The sequence below is a fragment of the Gordonia sp. OPL2 genome (assembly GCF_003797825.1).
GTDB lineage: Bacteria > Actinomycetota > Actinomycetes > Mycobacteriales > Mycobacteriaceae > Gordonia.
On sequence record NZ_RKME01000024.1, the window covers coordinates 1 to 26,871 of the forward strand.

24 protein-coding genes are annotated in these 26,871 nt (G+C 67.8%); 8 read left to right on the forward strand and 16 right to left on the reverse strand.

The features are described 5' to 3' along the window. Positions 1 to 104 precede the first annotated feature (104 nt). The 6 genes from EEB19_RS19595 to EEB19_RS19620 all read right to left on the reverse strand — a co-directional run bounded on the left by EEB19_RS19595 (position 105) and on the right by EEB19_RS19620 (position 4,909). Complete coding sequence (locus EEB19_RS19595) at positions 105 to 1,040, reverse strand: SMP-30/gluconolactonase/LRE family protein (RefSeq protein WP_262365797.1); 936 nt, start codon at positions 1,038 to 1,040, stop codon at positions 105 to 107. 105 nt (positions 1,041 to 1,145) lie between these two features. Next, positions 1,146 to 2,588: a signal peptidase I gene (locus tag EEB19_RS19600; protein WP_187589036.1), complete on the reverse strand. Its 1,443-nt coding sequence runs from the start codon at positions 2,586 to 2,588 to the stop codon at positions 1,146 to 1,148. After that, the gene (locus EEB19_RS19605; RefSeq protein WP_187589037.1) at positions 2,581 to 3,153 is read right to left on the reverse strand and encodes a SipW-dependent-type signal peptide-containing protein; all 573 of its coding nucleotides are present in this window, start codon (positions 3,151 to 3,153) and stop codon (positions 2,581 to 2,583) included. The genes EEB19_RS19600 and EEB19_RS19605 overlap by 8 nt, the downstream gene beginning before the upstream one ends. Beyond that, positions 3,150 to 3,737, reverse strand: coding sequence for a signal peptidase I (locus EEB19_RS19610; RefSeq protein ID WP_187589038.1), 588 nt, complete (start codon positions 3,735 to 3,737; stop codon positions 3,150 to 3,152). The genes EEB19_RS19605 and EEB19_RS19610 overlap by 4 nt, the downstream gene beginning before the upstream one ends. A 28-nt stretch (positions 3,738 to 3,765) precedes the next feature. Further along, positions 3,766 to 4,323: a hypothetical protein gene (locus EEB19_RS19615; RefSeq protein ID WP_187589039.1), complete on the reverse strand. Its 558-nt coding sequence runs from the start codon at positions 4,321 to 4,323 to the stop codon at positions 3,766 to 3,768. Between the two features lie 40 nt (positions 4,324 to 4,363). Beyond that, positions 4,364 to 4,909, reverse strand: coding sequence for an alternate-type signal peptide domain-containing protein (locus tag EEB19_RS19620; RefSeq protein WP_187589040.1), 546 nt, complete (start codon positions 4,907 to 4,909; stop codon positions 4,364 to 4,366). Positions 4,910 to 5,285: 376 nt separating this feature from the next. On the opposite strand from EEB19_RS19620, the gene EEB19_RS19625 reads away from it, so the two are divergent. Genes EEB19_RS19625 through EEB19_RS19640 form a run of 4 tightly spaced genes read left to right on the forward strand, consistent with a single transcriptional unit; the run spans position 5,286 to position 9,831 of the window. Then, entirely contained in the window at positions 5,286 to 5,867 is a 582-nt protein-coding gene (locus EEB19_RS19625) for a TetR/AcrR family transcriptional regulator (RefSeq protein ID WP_187589041.1), read from the forward strand. Next, on the forward strand, positions 5,860 to 7,398 hold the full coding sequence (locus EEB19_RS19630; protein WP_187589042.1) for an NAD(P)/FAD-dependent oxidoreductase: 1,539 nt from the start codon (positions 5,860 to 5,862) through the stop codon (positions 7,396 to 7,398). Before EEB19_RS19625 ends, EEB19_RS19630 begins: the two co-directional genes overlap by 8 nt. Then, a complete protein-coding gene (locus tag EEB19_RS19635) occupies positions 7,395 to 9,131 on the forward strand; it encodes a GMC oxidoreductase (RefSeq protein WP_187589043.1) in 1,737 nt (578 codons plus the stop codon). The genes EEB19_RS19630 and EEB19_RS19635 overlap by 4 nt, the downstream gene beginning before the upstream one ends. A 37-nt stretch (positions 9,132 to 9,168) precedes the next feature. After that, entirely contained in the window at positions 9,169 to 9,831 is a 663-nt protein-coding gene (locus EEB19_RS19640) for a hypothetical protein (RefSeq protein WP_187589044.1), read from the forward strand. A gap of 52 nt (positions 9,832 to 9,883) precedes the next feature. On the opposite strand, the gene EEB19_RS19645 is transcribed toward EEB19_RS19640, so the two are convergent. The 3 genes from EEB19_RS19645 to EEB19_RS19655 are packed head-to-tail and all read right to left on the reverse strand — an operon-like array spanning position 9,884 to position 13,624. Continuing rightward, positions 9,884 to 10,696 carry a mycofactocin-coupled SDR family oxidoreductase gene (locus tag EEB19_RS19645; protein WP_187589045.1) on the reverse strand — a complete coding sequence of 271 codons (813 nt, stop codon included), beginning with the start codon at positions 10,694 to 10,696 and terminating at the stop codon, positions 9,884 to 9,886. Positions 10,697 to 10,712: 16 nt separating this feature from the next. Continuing rightward, entirely contained in the window at positions 10,713 to 11,348 is a 636-nt protein-coding gene (locus EEB19_RS19650) for a TetR family transcriptional regulator (protein ID WP_187589046.1), read from the reverse strand. Between the two features lie 38 nt (positions 11,349 to 11,386). Continuing rightward, positions 11,387 to 13,624 carry an MMPL family transporter gene (locus EEB19_RS19655; RefSeq protein ID WP_187589047.1) on the reverse strand — a complete coding sequence of 746 codons (2,238 nt, stop codon included), beginning with the start codon at positions 13,622 to 13,624 and terminating at the stop codon, positions 11,387 to 11,389. A gap of 192 nt (positions 13,625 to 13,816) precedes the next feature. Between EEB19_RS19655 and EEB19_RS19660 the strand changes: the two genes are divergently transcribed. Together EEB19_RS19660 and EEB19_RS19665 are read left to right on the forward strand one after the other, a co-directional pair. Next, on the forward strand, positions 13,817 to 14,443 hold the full coding sequence (locus EEB19_RS19660; protein ID WP_187589048.1) for an alpha-ketoglutarate-dependent dioxygenase AlkB: 627 nt from the start codon (positions 13,817 to 13,819) through the stop codon (positions 14,441 to 14,443). Positions 14,444 to 14,612: 169 nt separating this feature from the next. Next, complete coding sequence (locus EEB19_RS19665) at positions 14,613 to 15,176, forward strand: hypothetical protein (protein ID WP_187589049.1); 564 nt, start codon at positions 14,613 to 14,615, stop codon at positions 15,174 to 15,176. Here EEB19_RS19665 and EEB19_RS19670 read toward each other — a convergent pair. The 7 genes from EEB19_RS19670 to EEB19_RS19700 all read right to left on the reverse strand — a co-directional run bounded on the left by EEB19_RS19670 (position 15,169) and on the right by EEB19_RS19700 (position 23,343). After that, a complete protein-coding gene (locus EEB19_RS19670) occupies positions 15,169 to 16,062 on the reverse strand; it encodes an oxidoreductase (protein WP_187589050.1) in 894 nt (297 codons plus the stop codon). The genes EEB19_RS19665 and EEB19_RS19670 overlap by 8 nt on opposite strands. Before the next feature lie 60 nt (positions 16,063 to 16,122). Then, on the reverse strand, positions 16,123 to 17,706 hold the full coding sequence (locus EEB19_RS19675; protein WP_262365803.1) for an adenylate/guanylate cyclase domain-containing protein: 1,584 nt from the start codon (positions 17,704 to 17,706) through the stop codon (positions 16,123 to 16,125). A 325-nt stretch (positions 17,707 to 18,031) separates the two neighbouring features. After that, positions 18,032 to 18,580, reverse strand: coding sequence for a YceI family protein (locus tag EEB19_RS19680; RefSeq protein ID WP_187589052.1), 549 nt, complete (start codon positions 18,578 to 18,580; stop codon positions 18,032 to 18,034). A 130-nt stretch (positions 18,581 to 18,710) separates the two neighbouring features. Further along, a complete protein-coding gene (locus EEB19_RS19685; RefSeq protein ID WP_187589053.1) occupies positions 18,711 to 19,313 on the reverse strand; it encodes a CoA pyrophosphatase in 603 nt (200 codons plus the stop codon). After that, positions 19,310 to 20,353 (reverse strand): hypothetical protein, encoded by a 1,044-nt coding sequence (locus tag EEB19_RS19690; protein ID WP_187589147.1) that lies wholly within the window; start codon positions 20,351 to 20,353, stop codon positions 19,310 to 19,312. The genes EEB19_RS19685 and EEB19_RS19690 overlap by 4 nt, the downstream gene beginning before the upstream one ends. Before the next feature lie 127 nt (positions 20,354 to 20,480). Further along, positions 20,481 to 21,989: a long-chain fatty acid--CoA ligase gene (locus EEB19_RS19695; protein ID WP_187589054.1), complete on the reverse strand. Its 1,509-nt coding sequence runs from the start codon at positions 21,987 to 21,989 to the stop codon at positions 20,481 to 20,483. A gap of 163 nt (positions 21,990 to 22,152) precedes the next feature. Continuing rightward, positions 22,153 to 23,343, reverse strand: coding sequence for a CdaR family transcriptional regulator (locus tag EEB19_RS19700; RefSeq protein ID WP_187589055.1), 1,191 nt, complete (start codon positions 23,341 to 23,343; stop codon positions 22,153 to 22,155). A 177-nt stretch (positions 23,344 to 23,520) separates the two neighbouring features. Between EEB19_RS19700 and EEB19_RS19705 the strand changes: the two genes are divergently transcribed. Continuing rightward, entirely contained in the window at positions 23,521 to 25,242 is a 1,722-nt protein-coding gene (locus EEB19_RS19705) for an aldehyde dehydrogenase family protein (RefSeq protein ID WP_187589056.1), read from the forward strand. A gap of 24 nt (positions 25,243 to 25,266) precedes the next feature. Further along, positions 25,267 to 26,865, forward strand: coding sequence for a GMC family oxidoreductase (locus tag EEB19_RS19710; protein WP_187589057.1), 1,599 nt, complete (start codon positions 25,267 to 25,269; stop codon positions 26,863 to 26,865). The last annotated feature ends 6 nt before the right edge of the window (positions 26,866 to 26,871 follow it).

Here is a 26,871-nt window from a genome sequence, read left to right on the forward strand (position 1 = left end):
CCCGGCCCCCGGGGGTCCCGCACCCCATCAAACACTATTGAGTCACATGACTCAATAGATCCCGCGAATGTCCGACTCAGACGCCGGCGGTCAGCCTCCAGGTGTCAGCGGCGGAGCGTGATCGACAGCAGCGCGCCGCTCTCGGTCCCGGCCACGAGCGAACCCGGTCGGCCTGGGTGTTGCGCGACGGCCGTGACCGGTTGTCCGACAGCGGCCGTGCAGGTCCGGCCGGTGGGCAGGTCCACCGTTGCGATCTGCCCCGTGACCAGGGTGACGACGAGGGTGCGGTCGTCGAGAGCCGTGAGATCGTCGAGAAGCCCGGGCAGTGGGCGCGTGACGTCGGCAGCGACGGCGGTCGCCGACGGGTCGTCGATCGGTACACGCAGGATGCGACCGGTCAGACTCGTCGTGAGAGTGACGTACAGGTCGTCCCCGATCACGACGATCCCGTTGGTGCCGGTGCCGTTGATCGTGCCGTCCGGCGACAGATTCTTGGGTGCACGCGCGGACCAGGCCTCATCGAGAAGTCCCTGGGGACCGATGCGCAGCACGCCGCGGTTGCTGTCTGCGACATACAGATTGCCGCCGGGCCCGAAGGCCATCCCGTTGGGCATCCCCAGCCCCCTGGCTAACTCGTGGGGCGTCGGCTGTCGATCCGTCGGGTTCATCCGCAGGATCCGGCCGGTCCGCGGCACCCCGGGCAGCATGTTGACCGCCGCGTTGCCCGACGTGACGTAGAGCAGTCCGTCGGGGCCCGGGCGGACCGCTCCCGGCGCGTCCACGGGCACGGTCGCCGTCCGACGGCCGGCCCGGTCGTATCGTTCCACCGCGTTCAGCGACAGCCGCGACACCCACAGGTTGCCCAGGTCGTCGAACGCCAGGTTCTCCGACCACCCGGCGGGTCCCGGCGACGGCAGTCGCGTGGTCACGGCGATGCGGGGACAGTCGGGTGCTGCCGATGCGGAGGGCATGCCCAGGCCGGTGAACGCGATCGCGGCCGCGCCGACGAGGACGCCGACGGTCCGCAGTGCAGTCGTCATCGCGCAAAGGTACCGCGTACCGGGCCGATGAGGACGGCTCCCATGTCCCGGGAGGGAGCGATGAGGCCCTCGATGCGTCGATGGTCCCCGGCGAGCAGTGCCGTGTCATGCCCCGGGCAGAGGCGGTGTTGTCGTCGTGACTGCGCTCGACGACGCCGCGTCGTCGGCGTCCGCGCGGGCCGCCGGTGTCCGGGTACCGGTGGTCGACGTCGAGGGCGAGGTCGGCGCCGAATCGGGCGGGGCGGTCGGCGGTGCCGCCGTGGTCGGGGTGCTGGTCGGCGCGGGACCGTCGCGGGCCGGAGCCGCCGGTGCAGACTCCGGAGCTGTGGTGGGCGGTGTCGTCGGCGACGGCGTCGTCGGCGACGTCGTGATCGGCGGTGAGGACGACGGTCCGGTGGTCTCCGGTGCTGCGGGCGTCGACGACACAGCGGGCGACCGCGAGCCGGACGACGGCGATGTGCTCGACGGCACGGACGACGACGCACTCCCCGACGGTGACACCCGTCTGGGCGCAAGGCTGTTCGTGGTGGTGCCCGCCGGCGAGCAGACGGACAGACCGAGGACCGGGATGATCGTGCGGGTGAGCGGCGGGGACGAGACGAAGTTGTCGCCGACGAGTGAATGCAGCGACGCGGTGACGGTGAGCAGCGCGATGGCGGCCGGGGGTGTCACCGTGATGGTCCCCGACGCCTGCGCCGGAACGACCTGCCGCACCGCGGTGGTGAGCAGCGCTCCGGTGTAGACGACGAGATAGCGGTACGTCGGGTTGACGACCGGCCAGCTGAGCTGCGCGGTGAGTTGCAGTCCCGTGTTGGCACACGTGAAACTCGCCGGCCGGGTCACCGTACCGGTCGACACCGTGACGCGCCCGCTCGCCGTGTCCGTCAGCGGCGCGGCGAACGCCGGACCCGGCCGGCCGAAACCGATGGCGGCACAGATCATCACGAGCACCAACAGAATGCCCACCCCGTTGCTCACACCGGACATCGAGTGTCGCGGCCGCGGGCGGGATCTCGGCCTCCGCACGGGCCAGAACACGGTTGCGACGAGCCAGATCGCCAGGATCGCACCGGCGACGGCTGCCGTCGGAGTCGACAGTGCGGCAACGAGATAGCCCGCATACGGGACCGCGATCACCACTCGGTCGACGTCGGTGACGACGTAGGGCCGGGCGTCGACGACGTTGTTGTCGTCCCCCTTGAGGATCAAGGTCACCGAGTTGCCGGTCACCGACGACACCTTCTCGACCCGGTGGGTGACGCGGTCGCCGTTGTCGGCGGTCACGCTCACGACATCGCCGGCCGACACCTGCGTGGCCGGCACCTCGCGGGCGACCGCCAGCGAGCCGGTCGGCATCGCCGGACTCATCGAACCGGAGCGGACGACCAGGGGTGTGAGGCCGACGATCACCGCCGACAGCGCCGCGACGACACACACGAGACCGAGGACCGCCCCGACCCAGAGCGCGGCGTCGACCAGACCGGAGACCTCTCGGCGGCCGCTCTCGCCGTCGGGCCTTCGGTGCCGGCGCGCTGCGAGTTCAGACAACCGAGGTCACCGCCGATGCGACGAACGTGAACTGCACACCGCCAGAGGTCGTCTGCACGGAATTCGGTGCATCGGTCGGGAGAGTGAACTGGACACACAGCGGGTCTGCGCCCGTTCCCCCGGCCAGCGGACCGCGCGTGCCGAGGATGGCGGTGTCACCGGCGGTTATCGCCTGATCGACGACGGTCGTCGCCGTGCCACCGCTGCAACTCCCACCCGACACCGTCGCCCCCGTGGTGATCCGGAGACGCATGGCCCGTCCGGTGGCGTCCGCACTGCGCACCGCCGTCGTGTAGCGGACCGCGAGCGAGCCGCGGTTCTGCACGATCAGCGGCACACCTGCACTGTCGCCCGGCAGGAGCGCTCGACCCAGCGTCACGGTATACGGACTGGTGACGGTCGCGTCGGCGTCGTTCAGTGCGATGTCGACGGTGCCGGTGGTGAAGACACCGGACGTCGTCGTCGTGCTCGCCGACCACGTCGCCAACGTGCTCACCGTGCCGAGACCGAGGATCACTCCGAGCGAGAGAAGGGCACGTATCCGCATCGACACGACACCACTCATCGCGCTCCCCGCGCCTTCGTCGAGGCCTCGCGATGGGCGCGTCCCGCGCCGACGAACTGCCATAGGGCATAGAGGAACAACGCAGCGGCGGCGATCGCGACGACCAGCATCCGCGTGTCACCGGTCAGCCAGTTGTTGACATATCCCAGGTACGGGATGCTGTACCAGAGCGTTCCGCGGATCTGCACGGGCTTCACCGGCTCGCGATCGGGTTGGGGATTCGCATCGCCCTGGGTCGTGTAGACCCGCTCGCCCGTCCGGTCGACACCGGTCGCGATGACACGATGCGTCACCACATCCGGTTGACCGGACTCCAGTTGATAGGTGACGACCGTGCCCACCGGTAGGTGCGAGGCGTCGGTCGCACGGACCACCACCAGCGTTCCCGCAGGGTAGGTCGGCTCCATCGACGACGTCAGCACGGTGTAGGGCCGCGCCCCGCCGAGAAAGGGCACCACGATCAGGGCGAGCACGAGCGCGGCCGCCGCCAGCACCACGACCCAGGTGACGACCGCGCGAATCCACCACCAGACGCTCGTGTCGTCGGAGAGTTCCGGGGGTGTGCGCCCGGCGACGGTCGTCACGGTCGCTCCCACCTCGAGCGGATGCCCGTCATGTCTGTTCCGCGCGGAACGAGAGCAGATGGGTGTACGACGCCGGCTGGACCCCCGATACCGAGACCAGAGTCGTTCGGATACACCAGGTCTCGCTCGCCGCCGGTTGCAGTTCCCGGAATGTCGACGTGACGGCCGTTGTCCCGGTCACGCCGGTCATCGTCCCGAACGCGGCCACCGGCCCGAGAGGCGCACCGGCCGTACAGGACCCGCCCACCGAACCGGCGAGCGTCACCGCCACCGTCGAGGCGGTCGAGGGCACGGGCCCCGCGGAGACGAGTCGGTACCGGAGCGCGACCGTGCCGGTGTTGACGATGACCAGGGGCGCCTGCACAGGCACGTCCGGCACGACATCGGTACCGCTCAGCGCCGGGAGGGTGTAGTTCGGGTCGGTACCCGCCCCGGTGGACAGCGACAGCCTGCCGGCCGCGACGGCACCGGGCTCGGAGGTCGCGGCGTCGGCCCAGTAGGCACCGGTGGTCCGCACCGACATCAGCATGAGCAGCCCGACCACGGCGACGACGACCATCGGGACGATCCGGCGGGCGGTCAGCATCGAGATGTCCGATGAGTACCCGGGCAGCCGGCCCGATCACCTACGTCCGGACCTGCTGCAGCGTGACCTGGAAGTTCTGCAGGTTGATCGTCCCGTTCTGCCCTTCCTGGTTGGGCGTGTCGGTATCGAATGTGACGGTGATGGCGACGTCGACCGTGTCGCCGTCATTGGCCTCGGTGATCTCATTCGCCGGAAGGGCCGCACCATTGATGGTCGCCGTGGTATCGATGTCGACATGTGGCGCGAGATCGGGACTGATGACCGCATCGCTTTGAGTTCCGGTCACAGTTGCGCGCAAATTCTCACCCGATGCCCCGATACGGAAAGTCGCGTTGTATCGGAGTACATCACCCGGGACAATACGGAATGTATTGATGTCGGCAATGGCGCCGGAGTTCACCGCACCAGGTGACACATCCTCCCACTGACCGTTCCCGACCAGCGAGATGTCAAGCGTACCTGCGGTGATGTTGCCGGCCTCTGCATCGTCGCTGTCACTCCAGAGCGCATAGGACCCGGCGCCACCCAGCAGCAGTAATACCGCGGCCACCGCCGCCAACGCGCCTTTCGCCACCTTCTTGTTCACGCAGAATCAACTCCCTCGATGTGGAAACTGACGATGACAAACAGGATTTCAACGAATCTTCGACAGCACATAGGAGTCTGGCACAATCCGCGATTCGTGCTCCCACCATAAACCGCGACGGGGTCATGATGTCCATAGGTTCGCGAATTTTTCCATTGTTCGGACCTCATCGACTTCTATTTCCTAAACAAATGTTTCAACTATTCGTGGCACACATTCGGGATGCGTGCCCTCTGGGCGCGATCGAGGGCACGCTCGGCGGGATCCAGGGCACGATCGGCGAGATCGAGGGCACGCTCTGCGGAGGGATCGCAGGACTTCTCCAACTAACAAGCAGTCTGGACTGTTTCTCGATTTGCCGCTACGCTCGCCAGTCATGACCGACCAGCCCACGCCGGCGCCGCGCACTCAAGCGCAGCGGACCGCCGCCACCCAGGCGAAGGTGCTCGACGCGACCATCGAGTCCCTCGTCGAACTCGGGTACGCGAAGACGACGACGCAGGAGGTCAACCGGCGTGCCGGGGTGTCGCGCGGTGCGTTGCTGCATCACTTCCCCACCCGTGAGTCGTTGGTCGTCGCGGCTGTCGGCCACCTCGTCGATCGCCGGATGACCGAGATCTTGAGCCGACCGCGCACCGGCGACGAGGACATCGCGGTGATCTTCGAGGCTTTCGGCGGTCCGTTGTTCGACGCCGCCCTGGAACTCTGGGTCGCCGCGCGCACAGACTCCGGCCTGCGCGACGCGATCATCCCGCTCGAGCAGAAGGTGTCCGATGCCCTGCTCACCGGTAGCGCCGAACTGTTCGGCTCCCGGTACACCCCCGAACAGATCGCGCTCTCGGTCGAATTGGCGCGCGGACTCGCGGTGTCGCGGATTCTGCGGACCCCGGCCGCCGACCGCGCGCTCGTCGACCAACTGCTCACCGCATGGAAGGACATGGTGACCACCGATGAGTGAGAACCGGAACGGGAACCGGACGACGCTGCCCGACCGGGTGGATGTCCTCGTCGTGGGTGTCGGGTTCGGCGGTCTGGCCGCACTGCACCGTCTACGCGCCGACCACCCCGACCTCGAGATCCTGGCGATCGAACGGGCATCCGGAGCCGGCGGGGTCTGGCGGGAGAACGACTATCCCGGCGCCGCCTGCGACGTGCCGACGTCGCTGTACTCCCTGTCCTTCGCGCCGAACCCGAACTGGTCACACACCTACGGCCGCCGGAACGAGATCCACGACTACCTCGTGGATGTCGCCGAGGACCATCGCGACGTCATCCGCTACGACTGCGCACTCGAGAACGCGTCCTGGGACGCGGCGCGCTCGGAATGGGTCGTCACCACCGAACGGGGCACCCTGCGTTGCCGATTCCTCGTCACGGCTCCCGGGGCGCTCTCCGAGCCGGGCGAGCCCGACCTCCCCGGCGCCTCCGACTTCACCGGCACGATCTTCCACAGCGCACAGTGGGATCACTCGCATGATCTCACCGGACGGCGCGTGGCCATCGTCGGCAGCGGCGCGTCGGCGGTGCAGATAGTGCCGGAGATCGTCGACCGCGTCGAGCACCTCACGGTGTTCCAGCGGACACCCGCCTGGGTGGTGCCACGCCTCGACCGCAGCATCGGACGCATCGAGCGGGGCCTCTATCGCCGGCTCCCGGCCGCCCATCGGGTCATGCGCAGGCTCGTCCATCTCTACCGCGAGTTCTACGTCATCCTGATGGCGCGCCGTCCCCAGCTACTGCCCATCGCCACCGCGCTCGGCAAGCTGCAGCTACGCGTCCAGGTGCGAGACCGGGCACTGCGTCGTCGCCTCACCCCGGACTACACGATCGGATGCAAGCGGATGCTGTTGACCAACAAGTGGTTTCCCGCACTCCAGCGCGACAACGTGACTCTCACGGGTGCGATCACCGGATTCACCGCGACCGGGGCGCTCGACCGCGACGGCACCACCCACGACGTCGACACCGTCATCCTGGCCACCGGATTCACCCCGACCGAACCGCCCATCGCCCGTCACCTCCACGGCGCGTCCGGACGCTCGCTCGCCCAGACGTGGGCCGGATCGCCGAACGCCTATCGCGGGGTGTCGATCCACGGGTTCCCGAACCTGTTCTTCCTCTACGGGCCCAACACCAATCTCGGCCACAGCTCGATCGTGCTGATGCTGGAGCCGCAGGCGTCCTACACCAGTGCGACGATCGCACACCTGCGCGCCCAGGGGCTCGAGACCGTCGAGGTCACCGAGCAGGCACAGCTGCGCTACAACGCCGACCTCGACCGCGAACTCGGCGGCACCGTCTGGAACACCGGAGGGTGTGCCAGCTGGTACATCGACTCCTCGGGCCGCAACTCCGTGATGTGGCCGACCTTCACCAACACCTATCGGCGGATGATGTCGCGCTTCGTACCCGCCGACCACATCCTGACCCGGGGGACGACCCAGGCGATCGATCCCACCGATCCGGCCGACGCGAAGGTGGCCCAGTGACCCTCCGACACAGCCCCGATCACTTCGACGCGATCGTCATCGGTTCCGGATTCGGCGGCTCTGTGGCCGCCCTCCGGTTGAGCGAGAAGGGATATCGCGTCGCCGTCCTGGAGTCGGGCCGGCGCTTCGGCGACGACGACCTCCCGAAGACGAGCTGGCGCATCCGCGACTACGTATGGGCTCCGGCGCTCGGTTGCTATGGGGTGCAACGCATGCATCCGCTACGGGATGTCCTGGTGATGGCCGGCGCCGGGGTGGGCGGCGGTTCGCTGAACTACGCCAACACCCTCTACCGTCCGCCATCCGCCTTCTTCGACGACCCGCACTGGGGCGCGATCACCGATTGGTCGGCCGAACTCGACCCGTACTACGACCAGGCATCGCGCATGCTCGGTGTCACCACCTTCCCGCACACCACACCCGCCGACGACGTGATGCGCGGCGTGGCCGAGGAGATGGGCGTCGGCGACACCTTCGTGCCCACCCCGGTCGGGGTCTTCTTCGGCACGCCCGGCGAGACGGTCGCCGACCCGTTCTTCGGCGGGGCCGGGCCCGATCGCACCGGCTGCACCGAATGCGGCGCATGTATGACGGGATGTCGCGTCGGCGCCAAGAACACACTCGTGAAGAACTACCTGCACTTGGCCGAACAGGCCGGGGCACAGATCTTTCCGATGACCACGGCGCACGCCGTGCGTCCACGGTCGTCGGGCGGGTACGAGGTCGACACACGCCGCACGGGGGTGAACCTGCGACGCCGGGGGCGCAGGTTCACCGCCGACCACGTCGTGTTCGCGGCAGGCACCTACGGCACGAACAAACTGCTGCTGTCCATGCAGCAATCCGGCGACCTGCCGAATCTCTCGTCGCGGCTGGGTCGGGTGGTCCGCACCAACTCCGAGGCCGTCCTCGCCGCGACCGCACGCGACACCGCGACCGACTTCACCGAGGGCGTCGCGATCACATCGTCGTTCCACCCGAACGATCACACCCACATCGAACCGGTGCGTTATGGCAAGGGCAGCAACCTGATCGGGCTCCTCCAGGCGATTCTGGTCGACGGCGGCGGACGCACTCCGCGTCTGCTCAAGGCGCTGATCGCGATGGCCGCGCACCCCGTGACGACCGCGCGGTCGCTCTCGGTACGACGCTGGTCGGAGCGCACCATCATCGCGCTGGTCATGCAGACCGCCGACAACTCGATCGAACTCTTCGCCCGCCGCGGACGGTTCGGCCCCATCCTGCGCAGCCGCGCCGGCGACGGCGATCCTCCGCCGCGATGGATTCCGGAGGGCCACACCGCCGTCCGCTCGGTCGCGCGGCGAATCGATGGCGATCCGGGCGGTTCGATCGTCGATCTGCTCAACATCCCGATGACTGCTCATTTCCTCGGCGGCTGCGCGATCGGCACCTCCGCCGACGACGGCGTGGTCGACGCCTACCATCGCGTCTTCGGCCACCCGGGCCTGCACGTCGTGGACGGGTCGACGGTGTCGGCAAACCTCGGAGTCAACCCATCACTCACGATCACGGCCCAGGCCGAACGTGCACTGGCCATGTGGCCCAACCGAGGTGAGGCCGACCAGCGACCGGCGCAGGACGCCGGATACCGTCGGGTCGACCCGGTCGCGCCGCATCGACCCGCGGTGCCCGAGAACGCGCCCGGCGCGCTACGACTCCCCGATCAACTACCCGACATGCTGCCGATCAGCGCGGTCCGGCGTCACGCCTGATCACCAGCCGCCCAACCGCATCCTCGAGGAGTCCGTCATGTGGAGCGTCGCCGAATCCCGCACCGACCGCGACATCTGGCCGGTGAGCCCGCCCGCCCCGTGGCCGGCCTCCGTCCGGGCCGCCCTGTGGTGGCATGCGGCGACCGACGACGCCCGCTCTCTCATCGTGACCGGCGAACCGATCATTCCCGTCACCGTTGCCATGGTGGTCGACTATCTGGAGTCGCCGGTGGGCCCCTACCGGGAGATCCTCGCCAGCCCGGTCCTGTCGGCGCCGGGCCGGCGGCTGGGGCCACTGTCACGACTGCACGTCCCGTTCATCGCCGTGGACTCCGAGACCTCGGTGCACGGCGGACGTTTCCATTGGAGGCTGCCGAAGGTGATGGCCGAGTTCACCGGCGCGGTCGACGGCGAGTTCACCGCCAAGGGCGAGGACTGGTCCGTGCGGACCACCACACGCACTCTCCCGGTGAGCCTTCCGGTGGCCGGAGGCCTCGGATTCGCGCAGCCGATCGTCCGCGCGGGCGGACCGGTGGATTTCCTCCGCGCGGTCAGCGTGCTGGCCGGCACCTTCCGGCCCGCACGCGTCGGCGTCGAGGTCACCGGGACCACCCTCCCGTCGTGGCTGACCGCCGGCACACACACCGGGATCACCATCACCCGCGGCCGGATGTCGACCCGGCGCGGCCGACGGCGCTGAGCGGCCGCAGCGCCGACGGATCGACCGTCGGCGGGCGCGGCGCGATCGGAGCTCAGAAGTACTGGGCCCCACCATCGATCGAGATGTGCTCGCCCGTGATGAACTTCGACTCGTCGGAGGCGAGGAACGCGACGACGTTCGCGATCTCGTCGGCGTCCGCGACGAACTGGTTGAGGAACGTCATGCCCATGCCGGCCAGGCGTGGGTTGGCCGCGTTGGTCTGCTCGATGCGCGCGACCATCTGACCCGACCCCATCGGCGTCGCCACGGCGCCCGGATGGATGCTGTTGACGCGGATGTTGTGATTGCCCAACTCAGCGGCGAAGGCCCGCGTCATCCCGACCAGCGCGTGTTTGCTGGTGGTGTAGTGGACCATGAAGGGCTGCATCTTCTTTCCGGCGAGTGAGCTGGTGAGTATCACCGAGCCGCCACCGCGACCGATGAGGTGTCCCGCGGTGGCGGTGACCGTGTTCCATGCGCCGGTCACGTTGATGTCGAGGGTGTCTCGGAAACTGGCCGGGGTCACCTCGTCCCAGGTCTCGGGGATGCAGATGCCGGCGTTGGCGACGACCACGTCGAGACCGCCGAAGACCGACACGCCCTCGGCGACGGCGGCGGAGACGGCGTCGAGATCACGGACGTCACCCTGCACCAGAACGGCTTTCGCACCCGCGTCCTCGACCAGGCGGCGGGTCTCGTCGAGATCGGCCGGGGTGGCCGGGTCGTAAGGGACGCCGGGCAGCGGTCCGGCCAGATCGAGGCCGATGATCTGCGCCCCTTCGGCGGCGAGCCGGACGGCGTGGGCACGACCTTGCCCGCGTGCGACACCGGTGATGAAGGCGACCTTGTCGTCGAGACGACCCATGGGAGTGACCCTTTCGCTAGGACTTCGGTTGCAACGGAAGGCCCTGTTCGAGCAGATCGATCGCCCCGAGCAGGGTGGACAGGAGGTCGTCGTCGAGCACGTCGTCGGCCGCGCGGGCGAAGTGGAACATGACGCCGCCGGCGGCGGCGATGAACACCCGCAGGCGCAGATCGTCGGGATCGGTCCCGGTGTACTCGGCGAAGAAGTCCGTCGCCTCCGAGATCGCCCGGTCGGATTCGATCTGGTACGCGGTACGCAGCGCCGGTTCGGACTGGATGAGCCGCATCCGTTCGGCATTGCTGGCCCACGCATCGGCAGTCCCGATCCGGAACAGATCGGTCACGAGCCGACGCAGCAGGCCGAAGTGGCCGAGGCCGGGCGGGATGGCCGCGAGAGCCTCGTCGCGGGCATCCTCGAGGTCGTCGGAGAGGACCACCTGCTCCTTGGACGAGAAGTAGCGGAAGAAGGTGGTGTGGGAGACCTCGGCCTCCCGGGCGATCTGCTCCACGGTCGTCTGGTTGTAGCCGTGCTCGGCGAACAATCTCATCGCCGCGTCGCGGATCGCCGTGCGGGTGCGCATCTTGTTCTTCTCCCGCAGACCGATCCGACGCCCCGGGCCGGTGGTGCCCGGGGTCGTCGTCGGTGTGGCCATGCCCTGACCTCCTGGATTAGTGGCGTGTCACCCGGGACTCAGCTCGGTGATCCGACCGGTTCACGCGGTGCGGCCTCGCTGTCGGAGGGCGGCAGGCCGCGGTCGCGGACCGCACTGCCCTCGATGTCGAAGTTCACCACGAACCGATCCAACCATTTCGGCAGACCCCAGGCGCGATCTCCGAGCATCGCGATGATCGCCGGCACCACCATCATCCGGATGATGAAGGCGTCGAAGGCGACTGCCACCGCCAGCGCGAACCCGATCATCTTCGCGGTCGTGTCGGGCGACAGCATGAACGCGGCGAACACGCTGATCATGATGATCGCGGCCGACGTGACGACGCGGGAGCCGTGTCGGTAGCCGGCGATGATGGCGTCCTTCGCCGACATGCCGTGCACATACTCTTCCCGCATTCGGGTCACCAGGAACACCTGATAGTCCATCGCCAGACCGAACACCAGCCCGATCAGGAAGATCGGCAGGAACGACAGGATCGGCTTGGTGTTGTCGATCAGACCGAAGGTGCCCTCCTGGAAGATCGCCACGGTGACACCGAAGGTCGCGCACACCGAGAAGATGAATCCGATCGTGCCGATCAGCGGAACCCAGATCGAGCGGAACACACCGATCATGATGAGGAACGCGAGTCCGACGACCACGACGAGGTACGGCAGCAGCGCCTTGTCGAGCTTGGCCGACAGATCGGACATGATGGCCGTCTGTCCGCCGACGTGCAGTTGCGCACCCGCCGCCTCCGCCGACGGCGTGTAGGCGCGGATCTCCTCCATCAGATCGTGTGTCGCCCCGTCCGACGGCGCGCTGGTCGGCGTCACCGAGATGAGCGCGGTGTCGGCGCCCACGTTCGGCGTGGTCTTGCCGTTGCCGGTCCAGATCAGGGTGTTCGTGTTCGCGACGTCACCCAGGGTCTTGATGTGCGCGACGGTACGGTCGGCGGCGGCGGCCACGTCTCCGTTGTCGCTGTGCAGGACCACGAGGAGCGGTCCGTTGATGCCCTCACCGAAACCGCGCTGCAGCAACGATTGTGCGGGCGCCTCGTCGTCACTCGTCATCGACATGCCGAGTTCGAGTTTCGTCATCGGGATGGCGGCCAGGATCAGCACCGCGAGCCCGGCGATGACGTAGGGCAGCGGCCGTTTGACGACCATCCGCCCGAACTTCACGCCCAGGGTGTCTGCGGTGTCGGACTCCTCGGCATGCCGGATCCACGGGATGCGCGGAGTGAACGCGAATCGCCCGACGGCACCCAGGAGTGCCGGGATCAGGGTGAGGGCCGCGATGACGGCCACGAGAACGGCCGACGCGGCGCCCAGGCCCATCTGGGTGATCAGCGGAATGCCGATGACCGTGAGCGCGACGACGGCGATCATCACGGTCATGCCGGCGAACACGACGGCCGTGCCCGCGGTGCCGACGGCCCGTCCGGCGGCATCGGCCCGACTGCCGCCACGTCTGACCTCGTTGCGATACCGGGAGACGATGAACAGTGCGTAGTCGATGGAGACGGCGATGCCCAACATCGTGACGATCGCGGTTGCGGTCTCGTTGATGCTGAGGAACTCCGCCGACAGGGTGAGCAGCATGATCGTCAGCATCACGCCGACGAGGCCGGTGACCAGCGGGATGAAGGCGGCGACGAGCGCACCGAAGGCGACGATCATCACGACGAACGCCACGGCGAAACCGATCATCTCGGCCTTGCCGCCGGCCTCCATCACCTGCATCAGCGAACCGGTCGCCTCCACCTGCAATCCACCACCGCGGTGGTCGGCGAGGATCTCCTGCAGCTGTTCCTTCTGATCGACGGTGAGATCGGTCATCTCGATGTTCTGCCGGATCTGCATCAGTCCGACCTTGCCGTCGTCGCCGATCACCGAGGACGCCAGCGCGGGCCGGGCCTTCGCCACGGTGTCCGGGTTGACGACGGTGGCCGGGTCGGTCAGGTCCGGGAGCTTCTGCAGGTCGGCGACGAGTCCGTCGATCTGCGACGCATGCGCTGCGAGCCCGTCGTCAGCGGCCACGAGCACGCTGGTCGATGCCTGCGTCTGCTGCTTCATGACCTCGGGGAAGTACTCCTCCACCTGCGAGGTCGCCGTTCCGGAGTCGGTCCCGGGGAGACTGAAGTCCTTCGCGAACTTCGGATTCAGCGCTCCCACCAGGCCGGCGACGGAGATGGCGGCCACCAGCCAGACGGCGATCACCCACCACTTGTGCCGGAAGGAGAACCTTCCGATGCGATACAAGAACGAGGCCATGGGCCATCCCTTCGGAATCGTCGTACGAACGAGGCCGCCACAAAGTGTTAGTGACTACCACTTGGTACTGGATAACAAAAGATTGCGGATCGTGCCACTTTCCGGCCGTCGTTTGTGGCCAAGGCCTCGTGGGCCGCAAGTTCTGGGAGAGATCATCGAACATGTGTTCGCCACTCCGGTAGGCTCGCGACCATGAATGCGGGTATCCAGGGCTCGCTGTTCGACCAGCCCGACGCCGGAACACAGCTCGGCGATCTCGCGGGGACGCAGCGGAGGTCGCTCTCCGACGGCGCGTGGGTCGACCTGCGTCCGGGATGGATCTCCGGCTCGGAACTCCTCTTCGACCGACTCCGCGACGGCGCGGCCTGGCGTGCCGAGCGCCGGCGGATGTACGACCGCGTGGTCGACGTCCCTCGGCTGCTGGCGACCTACCTCGACGCGGCGACGTTCCCCGATCCACTGCTCGTCGAGGCTCGCGATCAACTCTCCCGCCACTACCGCGACGAACTGCCGGAGGGATTCGCGACCGCAGGCCTCTGCCTGTACCGAGACGGCAACGACAGCGTCGCCTGGCACGGCGACCGGATCGGGCGTGGCTCCACCGACGACACGATGGTGGCCATCGTGTCGCTCGGTTCACCCCGGCCGCTGATGCTGCGGCCGCGCGGCGGCGGGTCGTCACTGCGCTTCGTCGTCGGACCCGGCGATCTGCTGGTGATGGGCGGCAGCTGCCAGCGGACGTGGGAGCACGCGATCCCGAAGAACCCGGGCGTGGGACCGCGGATCAGCATCCAGTTCCGCCCGCCCGGCGTGTGGTGATCGAAGCCCGCATCCGGTGCCGCGCCACCCGTCTGACGATGCGGTACTTCGCGTAACCGGCAGACCCGGCGCATCGACCGCACGGGGCGCACCCCGGGGTGTCGAGATGGTCACGGAGTGGTTGAATCGGGACGTCGTTCATGCCCCGGGGATCGAGTGAAAGAGAACCATGATCCGAAAGTCTGTCGCCGCCACCGCACTCACCGTCGCCGCAACCGCGGCAGCTCTCGCCGCACCCGCGGTCGTCGGATCGGCCACGGCCGCGCCGCTCGACAGCCTGCTCGGGAGCTCGGGCGGCTCCGGCAGTGCGGGCGGTTCGGGCAGTTCGGACCTGCTCGACACCGGGAGTGCCGCGCTCGGGTCGTCGGGCAACAAGCCCCAGCACTTCGGCAAACTCGGACGGCCGGACGCACCCAACGGGGTCAAGTCGATCAACGTGTGGACGTACGCACCCAAGGTGACACCCGTCTCGCCCAACGTCTTCCCGCGCAACTCACGCCTCGGGGTGCGGTGGAACTCGACGATCGACTCCGGCCCGGTTGTCGACGGCAACGAGTGCGGGATGCAGATCCGGCTCGACGGCCCGAAGGTGCCGAAGGCCGCGCAGCTGACCAAGACCCGCGACTGCACCGCGGTGAAGTCGTTCCTGCTGCGTGCGCCGGGCTCTTACTCGATCACCGTCACCGACGGCATCTCCGGGGCATCGAACTCCATCAAGTTCGACGTCAGGTAGTCGCGCCCGGCCCGACGGCGAAGGTGGTGTCGGTGAGCTTCTCCGACACCGCCCACAGGCCGTCTCGGATCGCGGTGTTGTCGGCGCGCTTGTTGTAGCCCGAGACCCCGGGCGCACCACGCGAGCCGAACATCTGGGTCGGCCCGTAGAACGTGCCGTTCGCGGCGTCGGGTGACGTCGCCGCGTACAGGGTCGGCAGTGCTCCGGCGGCTGCGGACTGCGCGACCACCTTGTTCGCCAGATTCATGAAGACGTCCTCGACGGTCTCCGACCGTCCCTGCAGTTCGGTTGCCGCGTAGCCCGGATGCGCGATCACCGATGTCGTCGTCGACCCGGCGGCCGCGAGACGATCCGCGAGTTCCTTGCCGAACATCAGATTGGCCATCTTGGAGTCCCCGTAGGCGCGCCAGCGCCGGTACTTGCGGGTCTCCCAGTTCAGGTCGCCGAGGTCGATGCGGCCGATCTGGTGCATCGACGACGACAGCGTGACCACCCGGTCGGTGATCTTGTCCAGCACCAGCGCGGTCAACGCGAAATGCCCGAGATGATTTGTGCCGATCTGCATCTCGAAACCCTGGGCGGTGCGCTTGTGCGGGATCGCCATCACACCCGCGTTGTTGATCAGGACGTCGGCGCCGCCGAGGCCGTCGGCGAAGGTGCGGACCGAGTCGAGATCGGCGAGATCGAGTTGCGCGACGGTCGCCGCCGACCCGATCTCGCGCGCGACGACATCGGCCTTCTGCGTGTTGCGACAGGCCAGGATGACCTGAGCGCCGGCAGCGGCCAGCGCCTTCGCGGTCTCCGCACCGAGGCCGCTGTTCGCGCCGGTGATCACCACCGTGCGACCGGACTGATCCGGGATGTCCGACGTCGACCAACCACTCATGCTCACGACCCCCTGCTCATTCGACTGATGGCCCCACGCTATTGACGCCGCCGGGGACCGTCAACGGCCGAAGAGGTCGAGGGGCAGTCGCATGAGTCCGAGGAGTCCGGCCCGCCGGACCGGCCGCAGCAGTCCGGAGAGGACACCGGTGACGATCGGCGAGGAGTTCGCTGCGGCGAGTTCCTCGGGCACGAACACCTCGGTCGGCCGGGGGCGGCCACGGAGGGTACGAGAACCGACCGACCGCCAGTTCTCGGCCTCCGGGCCGGCGGCGGCGACCGCTGCATCGCCGGCGAGCACCGGAACCGCGGCGCCCTTGGCGAGTTCGGACAGGCGGGCACATTCATTGACGGGATCGCCGATCACGGTGTACTCGTAGCGCTGCTCGGCACCGACGTTCCCGGCGAAGGCCATGCCAGACGAGACGCCGATCCCCCATCGCACGGGGAGTTCGTCGAGACGCAGGGCCAGATCCCGCGCAGCCGCCAGGGCTGCCGCGGCCGGCTCGTCGATCGCGACCGGCACCCCGAACACCGCGAGCGCCGCGTCACCCTCGAACTTGTTGACGAATCCGGAGTGGTTGTCGACGACGTCGGCGACGATCGTGAAGAACGAGTTGAGCAATTTCACGGTGTCGCGCGGATCCTGCTGCGCGGCAATCGTCGTCGAGCCGACGATGTCGACGAAGAGCACGCCGACGATGGCATTGGTGCCGTGCATGCCGACGCCGCGTTCGAGAGCGAGTTCGGCGACCGTGTCACCGACGTGGCGCGCGAAGAGTTCCCGCATGCGTTCCCGCTCGTCGAGCCCGGCGACCATCTCGTTGAAGCCGTGCTGCAGGACGCCGAGTTCGGACGAGTCGTAGACCGCCACCTGGGCGGCGTAGTCCCCCTGGTCCACACGTTCCACGGCCCGACGCAGATCGGTCAGCGGGTCGGCGATGGCCTTGCCGACCAGGACCACCACGCGCGCGCCTGCCGCGAGACCGACGAGCGCGAGCACCACCGTCGCCCAGTCGACGGGTCCGGGGGCGGGCGGCAGCATCCCCGCCCAGCGTCCGCCGTTGATGATGAGCAGTCCGAGCATCGGGACCGCCGAGCTGACCGCCCAGACCGCGATCATCCTCGACCGCACGCCGTGCATGACGTGGTGCGCCGGATTGTCCTGCAGCGCAACCACGGCCAGCGGACGAGCAGCGCTCTCGGCGAAGATGTAGGTGATGCACGAGCTCGAGAAGCCGGCGAGCATGAACGCGACCGAGACACCGACGACGGTCTTCGCGGTGAGTTCGTTGGCGGTGAGCACGTACGACAGCACCGCCACCGCCCACGCGACGAGCGTGGTCATCACCTGATGGATCGGGATGCGCTGCACGGCCCGTCGTCGGGCGTGGTCCGCGGGACGTCCGCTGACGAACCAGCGCAGCTGCGGCTTGAACACCGCCAGGCCGAGCGCCACGTTGATGATGAGGCCGACGACGATCGCGATCACGACGGACGGGAAGTTGGGGGCACCGAGCGTGGTGTCGACGGTCAGCTGGCCGCCGTTGAACGCCAACTGCACGAGCAGGAACGTCTCGACACCGACCACGCAGTTGGTGGTGCCGATCGCGATCGCCGCACCCACGGTGGCCCAGCGTGCCATCCAGGCACGGTCGTCCACCGAGAGGTCGGCCCAGTCCGGGGACCGCGGGATGCGCCGTCCCCAGATCCGGGTGTGCGCGCGAAGGCGAACCCCCGACCCGACGGCGTCGGTTCGGGGGCCGTGTGGTCGTCCCATACGGCCACCTCCCTGCCCAGCGGCTGCGTCCAGCGTACCGAACCGCCGTATGGTGCAGGTCACAGACGAGGTCGAGACAGAAGAGCCGACACCGCGCCGGGGTGCGCACGGTGTCGGCTCTTTCTGTTCGGACGGCCCGGGCCCGACGCTGTGGTCGGGATCGGCGGACCGCCGGGTCAGCTGACCTCGATCAGGCCGGCTGGCCCGCCTCGATCTCGAGGGTGATGGTGACCTTGTCGCCGACGACGACGCCGCCGCCCTCGAGCGGCATGTCGATGTCGATGCCGAAGTCCTTGCGGTTGAGCACGGTGGTGGCCTCGAAGCCGGCGACCGGGCCGTGGCCCATGCCGGGGTTCACACCGTTGAACTCGAGGGTCAGCTCGACGGACTTCGTGACGCCCTTGAGGGTGAAGTCGCCGGTCAGGATGTAGTCGTCACCCTTGGGAGCGACTCCGGTCGACACGAAGGTCGCCTTCGGGAACTTCTCGGCGTCGAAGAAGTCGGCGGACTTGATGTGGCCGTCACGCTGCTCGTTGCCGGTGGTGATGGAGGTGACGTCGATCTCGGCCTGCACGGCCGGGGTGCCGTCCTCGGCGACCGTGATGGTGCCGGAGAACGACTCGAAGTTGCCCCGCACCTTGCTGACCATCAGGTGCTTGACGGAGAACGCGACTGCCGAATGGGCGGGGTCGATGATCCAGGTGCCGGCGGCGATGGGAGCGGAGACTGCAGTGGTCATGGTGGTTCCTCCAGGTTGAACGTGAACGTGTTCGTGGGTTCTGGTCCGTGGGCCGTCGCGGCCCAACACCACTGTAAACGGACCGTGGTCCGATTCCATTCCCGGGTTCGCCGGATTTTTTGCCCGGGGCCTAACGCCAGGCGAACACGGGCTGTTCGAACCCGTCGACGCGGGTGTGCCGGTCGCGGAGGACGACCTCCGCGAACTGATAGATGACCGCGGCCGTCGGTGCATGCACGAGGGCACCGACGATGGGGAGCTGGATGACCGGTCGGTCCGATTCGGGGATGGTGAGGAACCGCGGCTCGACCATCAGTTCGTCGAAGGTCACGAAGAACAGCTGTGAGACCTCATCCGGGTTGGGATCCGGGATGTGCGTCCCGTCGGACCAGCAGACGACAGGTGTGATGACGAAACCGGACCGCGTCGGATAGTCGTCGAGCATGCCGATCACACTGTCGGCGGGCAGATCGATACCGATCTCCTCATGCAGCTCACGCAGCGCGGCCGTCGGCTGGTCCTCGCCGGGATCGAGACGACCGCCGGGGAGCGCGTACTGCGCGGCGTGTCGTCGCATGGTCGCGGGACGCTTGGTCAGCCAGATGCCGTGCTGTCCGTCGCGCTCGGCGATGGTGAGGGCGACCGCTGCGGCCCGCGCGTCTCCGACGTCGGCGACCCGCCGTTCGAAACCGGAGACCCGGGCGGTGACGGATGCGCGATCGAGAGTGCTCACACTCTCAGTTGATCACGATCGACATCGGCCGCGGCGACCCGCTCACCGAGGTGATAGGTGATCACGGCGAGGGCGAACAACCCGATCGCCAGGTTGAACAGCGCCCCGAAACCCTCGAGAGCGAAGTCCACGAGAGCGTTGGTCAACGTGAAGACGAGTGCGGCCAGACGCAGGGACCGCAGCGGCCAGAGCCGCTCGGTCCGGTTGCGCGCGATCATCGCCGGCAGCGACAGTGCCAACGTGGCGACGCCACTGATGAACAGAATCCAGCTGGCCTTCGTGTTGCGGCTGATCTCGAAGTAGAGCGCCACGTCGCCCATGTCGCGATCGTTGAACGTCCATCCCAGGATGCCGACGACGAATGTGCCAACGGAACTGATCACGAGCAACCAGCCCACGATCGTCACCCATCGCGGACTGCGGAACAGGCCGGGGATGAGGGAGGTCGCGCGGTCACGCAGACGCATCAGCCGGTCCGGTGAATCCTGACTCGCCTCTAGCAGGCCCCGGATGTGTTCGACGACAGCGGGATCGGCGCCGCGGGCGGACGCGACGTCGAGGAACTCGTCGGCCTGCCGTCGGCGGCGGGCGGGCAGTCCGTGGGAGATGCCGTCGGCGGCGATGGTGGCCGCGTTGGCCATCGACTCGGCGACGGTCGGCTTCTTGACGTCACGCACGATCCGGCTGATCAGCAGGATCAGGACGACGAGCACGTACATGATCTCCGCGGACGGCCCGTAGAAGTAGTCGTTGTCCTTGGTGACGAACTTGCCGACCTCGTCCAGAAACAATCCGAAACCGATGCCGCCCATGATGATCGCGATGATCCGCGTCGCCGGTCCCAGGAACAGCCAGCCGACCACCAACGCGAGCATCATGAGCGCGCCACCCCACAGCGCATGCGCGATGTGCAGGGTGCCGCCCCCGACCTGCGGATAGCCGGTCAGCTGCAGGTACAGGCGCGTGACGAGGATCGTCCCGATGGCGAAGATCAGGAACCACTCGACCGCCGCTGTCCCGTAGATGCTGCGGACCACCACGGCGTTGGCGCGCGAACTGCGCGATTCGGTCATGGGGAAAGTATGGTACGAAGCTCTCTCCGCGCCACCCGATTCGGTCGATCGCCGCCGAGCGCGGGAATGCGCTGTGCCCGCGCCCCCTGCGTCCTCAGGCTCCGAGGGCCTGGGGTGCGCTGATCTCGCGACGCAGGATCTTCCCGGTCGCGCCCTTGGGAAGCTCCGGCAGGAACCAGATGTGCCGCGGGTACTTGTAGGCAGCGACCCGCTCCCGGACGAAATCGACGAGCTCGGACGGCTCGACGCCGGCCCCCGGTTTCACCGCGACCGCCGCACCCACCTCTTCCCCCAACGTCTCATGCGGGATTCCGACGACCGCCACCTCCGCGACATCGGGATGCTCGTAGAGCACCTCCTCGATCTCCCGGGGATACACGTTGTATCCACCGCGGATGATGAGGTCCTTCTTGCGGTCGACGATGAACAGGTAGCCGTCGGCATCGACGGTCCCGATGTCGCCTGTCGAGAACCAGCCGTCGGGATCGATCGCGTCGGCGGTGGCCTCCGGGAGGTTCCAGTAGCCGGTCATCACATTATGGCCGGCGATCTGGATCTCGCCGGGTTCCCCGGTGCCGACCTCGGTGCCGTCGGCATCGACCACGCGCATCCGCACGCCCTCGATCGGAGTGCCGATCGAGCCCGCCTTTCGCTCCTTGTCGGGATGGTTGAACGACGCCACCGGAGAGGTCTCCGACAATCCGTATCCCTCGAGGATCATGCAGCCGAAGGTCTTCTCGAAATCGGTGAGCACCGCAACGGGCAGCGACGCCCCACCGGACGCGCAGGTACGCAGGCTCGCGGTGGCGGAGTGCGGGAACTCCCGCGCGACGCCGAGCATCGCGGCGTACATCGTGGGCACTCCCAGGAAGACGGTGACCTGGTCGCGTTCGATCACCTGCAGCGCGGTCCGGGGGTCGAATCGTGGGATGAGCGTCAGAGTCGTCCCGGCGAGCACCGAGGTGTTCATCCCGCACGTCAGACCGAAGACGTGGAACAGCGGCAGGCAACCCATGACGACGTCGCCGAAACCGATCCCCAGCAGCGTCCGCGCCGTCACCTCGCAATTGCGTGCCAGACCCCCATGGGTCAGCTCCGCGCCCTTCGGCGTTCCCGTGGTCCCCGAGGTGTGCAGGATGACCGCGGTGTCGCCGGACTCGCGGTCGACCGGCCGCGGCTGCGCGGGCAGATCCGCGATCAACTCGGCGAGCCCCGCATCGTCGACCAGCCACAGCCGGCTGCCCGCAGCGTCGGCGGCCGCGCGTGCCTCCTCCGCGAACTGCGGCGTCGCGAACAGCGCGTCCGCGCCGGTGTTGGTCAGGTAGAACTCGATCTCGCGACTCTTCAGCAACGGGTTCATCGGCACCGCGATGGCGCCGCGGCGAAGGATCCCGTAGAACGTCAGCGCGAAGGCAGGCGTGTTGCCCAGCATGATGCCGACCCGATCACCCGGTCCGACACCTTCTCGCTCGAGCAGCGTCGCGATTCGTGCTGCCGCCGAATCGAACTCGGTGAAGCTCAGCTCGAGTTCATCGCATCGCAGCGCGACGGTATCGCCATGCGCGCGGGCGGTGGCGACGAGATTGAGTGCGAGATTGGTCATCTGGGGACTCCGGTCGTGATGGCGGGGTGATGGCGAGAATTCTGCTCGACGGGTACGGCGTGAGTCGATGGTCGGTGCCACAAGGTGATCCGCCGTGCTGCTGTCCGGATGCACATGCCGTGCGGTGCCCTCCGGATTCGGCCGCGAACATCCGTGGAACCGATCAGCGTGCTGCGTGTCCCTGCATCCGCACCGCGCGCAACGCGAGGTAGAGCTCGGCGGCATCGATCGGCTTCTCGACCGCGCGTCCGGTGAGGTCGCGGATCTTACGCAGGCGATAGAGCACCGTGTTGCGATGGAAATGGAGCCGGTCCGCGGTTGCCGCCGTCGAGCCGTCGCACTCGAACCACGCCTCGAGCGTCGCGAGCATCTCGTCGCGTTCGGCGTCGGGAAGTTCCAGCAGCGGCCCCAATGTCCGTTCGGCGACCTCCTGCGCCGCGTCGGGGACACGGACGAGTAACAATGCCAGGGAGAGACTCTCGTACCGGATGACGGTGCCGGCACCACTGGGCGCAGAACGTCGGGCCAGCCGGGCCTCGTCGACGGCCCGCACGATCCCCGCCGACGTGGCGAAGGTCCGACTCACTCCCACCCGCTGATCGAACACCGCACCGACATCGTTCACCGCCGCGTCGACATCGGTGTCGGATCGTCCACAGATCAGCCCGAGGTACCCGTCGTGTCGGGTGTCCCACACCGAGGTGATCCCCTTGTCATGCAAGCGGGTTGCGGTGTCACCGGCCGTCGCCGGGCGCGGCTCTGCCCCCTCCGCCGACACGACGGCAAAGCAACCGCGCTCGGGCAGTCCCAGGGCACGAACCGCGTCGATGATCACCGTGGGGTTGTCGGAGTGGTCGTCGAAGACGGTGCGTACCAACAGCGCTCGCGCTTCGGCATCGGCGTGAGCGAGGAGGATCTCGGTCTCCCGATAGCCTTCGACCGCCGCGCTCGAGTAGGCATCGATCGCCGCCCACAGCTGCGCAGGGATGTCGAGCAACTCCACCGGCGTGACGCTGTCGGCACGACGCATCATCTGCTCCCAGATCAGCTGCCCACCGAGGCGGTAGGCGCGCAGAACCGCGGCCAGCGGGATCGCCTGCTCGGCCTTGAGTCGTCCCGTCGCGCGGGCGACGTCGATCCGCACACGTCCACGTCCGGCGAGAACCTCGAGCACCGCGTGGAGGTTCTCCGTGCACGTCGTGACGAGCTGGTCAGGTGTCAGTAGTTGCGACTCGAGGTAGGTCTCCTCCGCCGACCGCAAGCGGTCGACAAGGGCGTCGGTGAGCGCGGGAAGATCGGCGAGCAGATCGACGGCGAGCGCGGCCGCGGGAGAGTTGCCGGTAGAGGTGACCACATCGGCGATCGTAGCGGTATGTCGTGAGCTGTGTCATATCGCCGTTGTGCACGGGCACAACCTCACAGCGACGCCTCCGTGGCAGTCGCCCATGGTGGCACCGCGCCGTACGGCGAAGAATCCAGTCATCGAGCAAGCCCGAGAACCTGACACGACGACAGGAGTTGATTCGCGCACATGAGCGTCGACACACCCCACGACACCGATCACCGGCCCGCGACCGAAGCCGCACTCACCGATCTTTCCGCAGGTGAAGAGGCATGGTCGCGGACGTCACTGTCCGCGCGAGCCGACCTACTCGACCGCGTTCGAGCGCTCACCGGCACCCACGCCGCCGCCTGGGTGGACGCCGCGTCCTCCATCAAACAGCTCGACCCGGATTCGGTGCTGACCGGTGAGGAGTGGATCTCCGGCCCCTACGCCTTCGCGACCGGCCTCGGTGCCGCCGCACAAACCCTGCGCGCGCTCGCCGCCGGCCGCAGCCCGATCGCGCGAGCCACGTTCGGAACGGCAGGCGGGCGCACCACGGTGCGGGTCCTGCCGTCGTCGTCGTACGACTCGCTGCTGCTGAGCGGATTCACTGCCGACGTGTGGTTCCAGCCGGGTGTGGATCGCGCGCGGGCCGAGGCCGACGCCGGTCTCGCGCAGCTCGACCCCGCACGGACCGGTGGCATCGGTGTGGTCATCGGTGCCGGCAACATCACCTCGATCGCCCCGCTCGACGTGATCTACGAACTGCTCGCACACAATCGTGTGGTCGCCCTCAAACTCAACCCACTCACCGATCCCCTACTCCCGGTGCTGGAACGGGTGCTGGAACCGCTGATCTCCCTCGGCGCGATCCGCATCCTGACGGGTGGGGCGGACGTCGGTGAGCACCTCGTCCAGCACGACGCGGTCGCGCATGTCCACATGACCGGCAGCGCGGCCACTCACGATGCGATCGTCTGGGGTACCGGCGCGCAGGCCCAACAGCGCAGGGCATCCGGCGAGCCACGATTGACGAAGCCGATCACCAGCGAGCTCGGCGGAGTCTCGCCCACCATCGTCGTACCCGGACGATGGAGCGCCGCGGATCTGCGATTCCAAGCCGAACACGTCGCGACCCAGCGCCTGCACAACGGCGGCTACAACTGTGTCGCCGCCCAAGCCGTGATCATCTCCTCCGACTGGGAGCAGAAGGACGAGTTCCTCGACGCACTGCGTGACGCGTTCAGATCCGCTCCGGCGCGGGTCGGGTACTACCCTGGCAGCGACGCCCGGGTCGCCGCGGCGCGGGACGCCTATCCGCGATCGGAACGGCTCGGCACCGCTGCCGAACGCCTTCTCGTCACCGGGCTGTCCGCCGACGACACCGAGACCCTGCTGCGCACCGAATATTTCGCCCCTGTCCTCGGCGTTCTCGAACTCCCCGGCTCTGAAGACGAATTCCTCACCGCTGCAACCGATGTTGCCAACAACCGATTCGTCGGCACGCTCGGGATCAACGTGATCGCGCACCCTCGGTCGATCGCTCGGCTCGGCGACGACTTCGAGACGATGATCGCCGACCTGCGCTACGGGACCGTCGCCGTGAACGCCTGGACCGCCGTCGGCTTCCTCACCGCCGCCGCGACCTGGGGTGCGTTCCCGGGTCACACGATCGACGACATCCAGTCCGGAACCGGTGTCGTCCACAACGCATTCCTGCTGGCCGACGTCGAACGCACTGTGGTGCGCGGACCGTTCCGACCCGCACCGCGCGCCATTCTGCACGGCGAGTGGTCGCTGTCGCCCAAGCCCCCGTGGTTCGTCACCAATCGGACCGCCGCCACCACCGGTCGACTGCTCGCGGAGTTCGCCGCGCATCCCCGACCGACCCGACTTCCTGCCATCTTCGCCTTCGCGCTGCGCGGCTGACGCTTTCACACGAGAGAGGACACCATGCCCGTTCCCGCACCCCGCACCGTCGACTACGTCGTCGTCGGTACCGGTTCCGCCGGTGCCGTCGTCGCGAACCGCCTCAGCACCGATCCCCGCAACGAGGTGCTGGTCCTCGAGGCCGGCTCGAAGGACTCCGATAGCTTCATCCACATTCCCGCCGCCTTCTCGAAGCTGTTCGGCGGTGACTCCGACTGGAACTACTCCACCGAACCGCAACCCGAACTGAACGGGCGGCGAGTGTTCTATCCGCGCGGCAAGACCCTCGGCGGGTCGTCGTCGATGAACGCCATGATGTGGGTCCGCGGGTTCGCCGCGGACTACGACGAGTGGGCCGGACGCGCCGGCAATGACTGGTCGTTCTCGTCGCTCGTCGAGTACTTCCGCCGGATCGAGAACGTCGACGGCGCCACCGAGTACGACGAGGGGTCAACCGGCCCGCTGCGTGTGTCACATCAGCGCTCGCCCCGTCCACTGACCCGAGCGTTCCTCGATGCCGCATCTGAATGCGGCTATCCGGTCGAGCGCGCGAACCTGCCTGAGCCGAAGGGCTTCTCGCAGACCATGGTGACCCAGCACAGAGGGGCGCGATTCAGCACCGCCGACGCCTACCTACGACCCGCACTCAAGCGAAAGAATCTTCACCTCATCACCCAGGCCACCGCCACCAAGGTGTTGTTCGACGGCACCCGCGCAATCGGCATCGAGTACGACCATGCCGGACAGACCCGGACCGTCCACGCGCGCCGTGAGGTCGTTCTCTGCGGCGGAGCCATCAACACACCGCAGTTGCTCATGCTGTCGGGCGTCGGAGACAGCCGCGATCTCACCGAGCACGGCATCACCACTGTCGCCCACAACCCCGAGGTCGGCCGCAATCTTCTCGATCACCTCATCGCCCCGATGGGCTGGGACGTGGACTCCGGATCGCTCGCCGACGCGGAGACACCTCGGCAGCTGGCCGACTACCTGCTCCGCCGGCGCGGCATGCTGACCTCGAATGTCGGTGAGGCATATGGCTTCATCCGCAGCCGCAACGAGCTTCGCCTTCCGGACCTCGAGGTGATCTTCGCCCCGGTGGCGTTCTACAACGAGGGGCTCGGCGACCCTCATCCCCATCACGCCGCAGTGATGGGCCCGATCCTGCTCCAGCCGAAGAGCACCGGATCGGTCCGACTGAGCTCCGCGGACCCGACTGCGAAAGCCCTGATCGATCCCCGGTATCTCAGCGATCCCGACGGTATCGACAGAGCGGCCATGATGCAGGGTCTGCGAGCCTGCGCCGAGATCGCCCAGGCACCGTCCCTGCGCGGACTTCTCGGGGTGATCTCCCAGCCCAACACCGGGGTCAGGACCCCGGACGACGACATCCTCGCCGAGGTCCTGAACCGGCACTCGCACACGCTGTATCACCCGGTGGGCACCTGTCGTATGGGCAATGACGCCAACAGCGTCGTCACGCCGATGCTCACGGTGCGCGGGGTGACGGGCCTACGCGTCGCGGATGCATCGGTCATGCCCACGATCGTCCGGGGGCACACCCATGCCCCGTCTGTCGTCATCGGCGAGAAGGCCTCAGATCTCGTCCTGTCGGAGAGCTGATCAAGC

Excerpts from the sequence above, each read along its gene's own strand:
- EEB19_RS19595 (WP_262365797.1), bottom strand. The coding sequence starts at position 1,040 with ATGACGACTGCACTGCGGACCGTCGGCGTCCTCGTCGGCGCGGCCGCG.
- EEB19_RS19710 (WP_187589057.1), top strand. The coding sequence starts at position 25,267 with ATGCCCGTTCCCGCACCCCGCACCGTCGACTACGTCGTCGTCGGTACC.
- EEB19_RS19630 (WP_187589042.1), top strand. The coding sequence starts at position 5,860 with ATGAGTGAGAACCGGAACGGGAACCGGACGACGCTGCCCGACCGGGTG.
- EEB19_RS19705 (WP_187589056.1), top strand. The coding sequence starts at position 23,521 with ATGAGCGTCGACACACCCCACGACACCGATCACCGGCCCGCGACCGAA.
- EEB19_RS19605 (WP_187589037.1), bottom strand. The coding sequence starts at position 3,153 with ATGAGTGGTGTCGTGTCGATGCGGATACGTGCCCTTCTCTCGCTCGGA.
- EEB19_RS19655 (WP_187589047.1), bottom strand. The coding sequence starts at position 13,624 with ATGGCCTCGTTCTTGTATCGCATCGGAAGGTTCTCCTTCCGGCACAAG.
- EEB19_RS19670 (WP_187589050.1), bottom strand. The coding sequence starts at position 16,062 with ATGAGTGGTTGGTCGACGTCGGACATCCCGGATCAGTCCGGTCGCACG.
- EEB19_RS19640 (WP_187589044.1), top strand. The coding sequence starts at position 9,169 with ATGTGGAGCGTCGCCGAATCCCGCACCGACCGCGACATCTGGCCGGTG.
- EEB19_RS19615 (WP_187589039.1), bottom strand. The coding sequence starts at position 4,323 with ATGCTGACCGCCCGCCGGATCGTCCCGATGGTCGTCGTCGCCGTGGTC.
- EEB19_RS19675 (WP_262365803.1), bottom strand. The coding sequence starts at position 17,706 with ATGGCACGCTGGGCCACCGTGGGTGCGGCGATCGCGATCGGCACCACC.
- EEB19_RS19650 (WP_187589046.1), bottom strand. The coding sequence starts at position 11,348 with ATGGCCACACCGACGACGACCCCGGGCACCACCGGCCCGGGGCGTCGG.
- EEB19_RS19645 (WP_187589045.1), bottom strand. The coding sequence starts at position 10,696 with ATGGGTCGTCTCGACGACAAGGTCGCCTTCATCACCGGTGTCGCACGC.
- EEB19_RS19695 (WP_187589054.1), bottom strand. The coding sequence starts at position 21,989 with ATGACCAATCTCGCACTCAATCTCGTCGCCACCGCCCGCGCGCATGGC.
- EEB19_RS19625 (WP_187589041.1), top strand. The coding sequence starts at position 5,286 with ATGACCGACCAGCCCACGCCGGCGCCGCGCACTCAAGCGCAGCGGACC.
- EEB19_RS19665 (WP_187589049.1), top strand. The coding sequence starts at position 14,613 with ATGATCCGAAAGTCTGTCGCCGCCACCGCACTCACCGTCGCCGCAACC.
- EEB19_RS19660 (WP_187589048.1), top strand. The coding sequence starts at position 13,817 with ATGAATGCGGGTATCCAGGGCTCGCTGTTCGACCAGCCCGACGCCGGA.
- EEB19_RS19680 (WP_187589052.1), bottom strand. The coding sequence starts at position 18,580 with ATGACCACTGCAGTCTCCGCTCCCATCGCCGCCGGCACCTGGATCATC.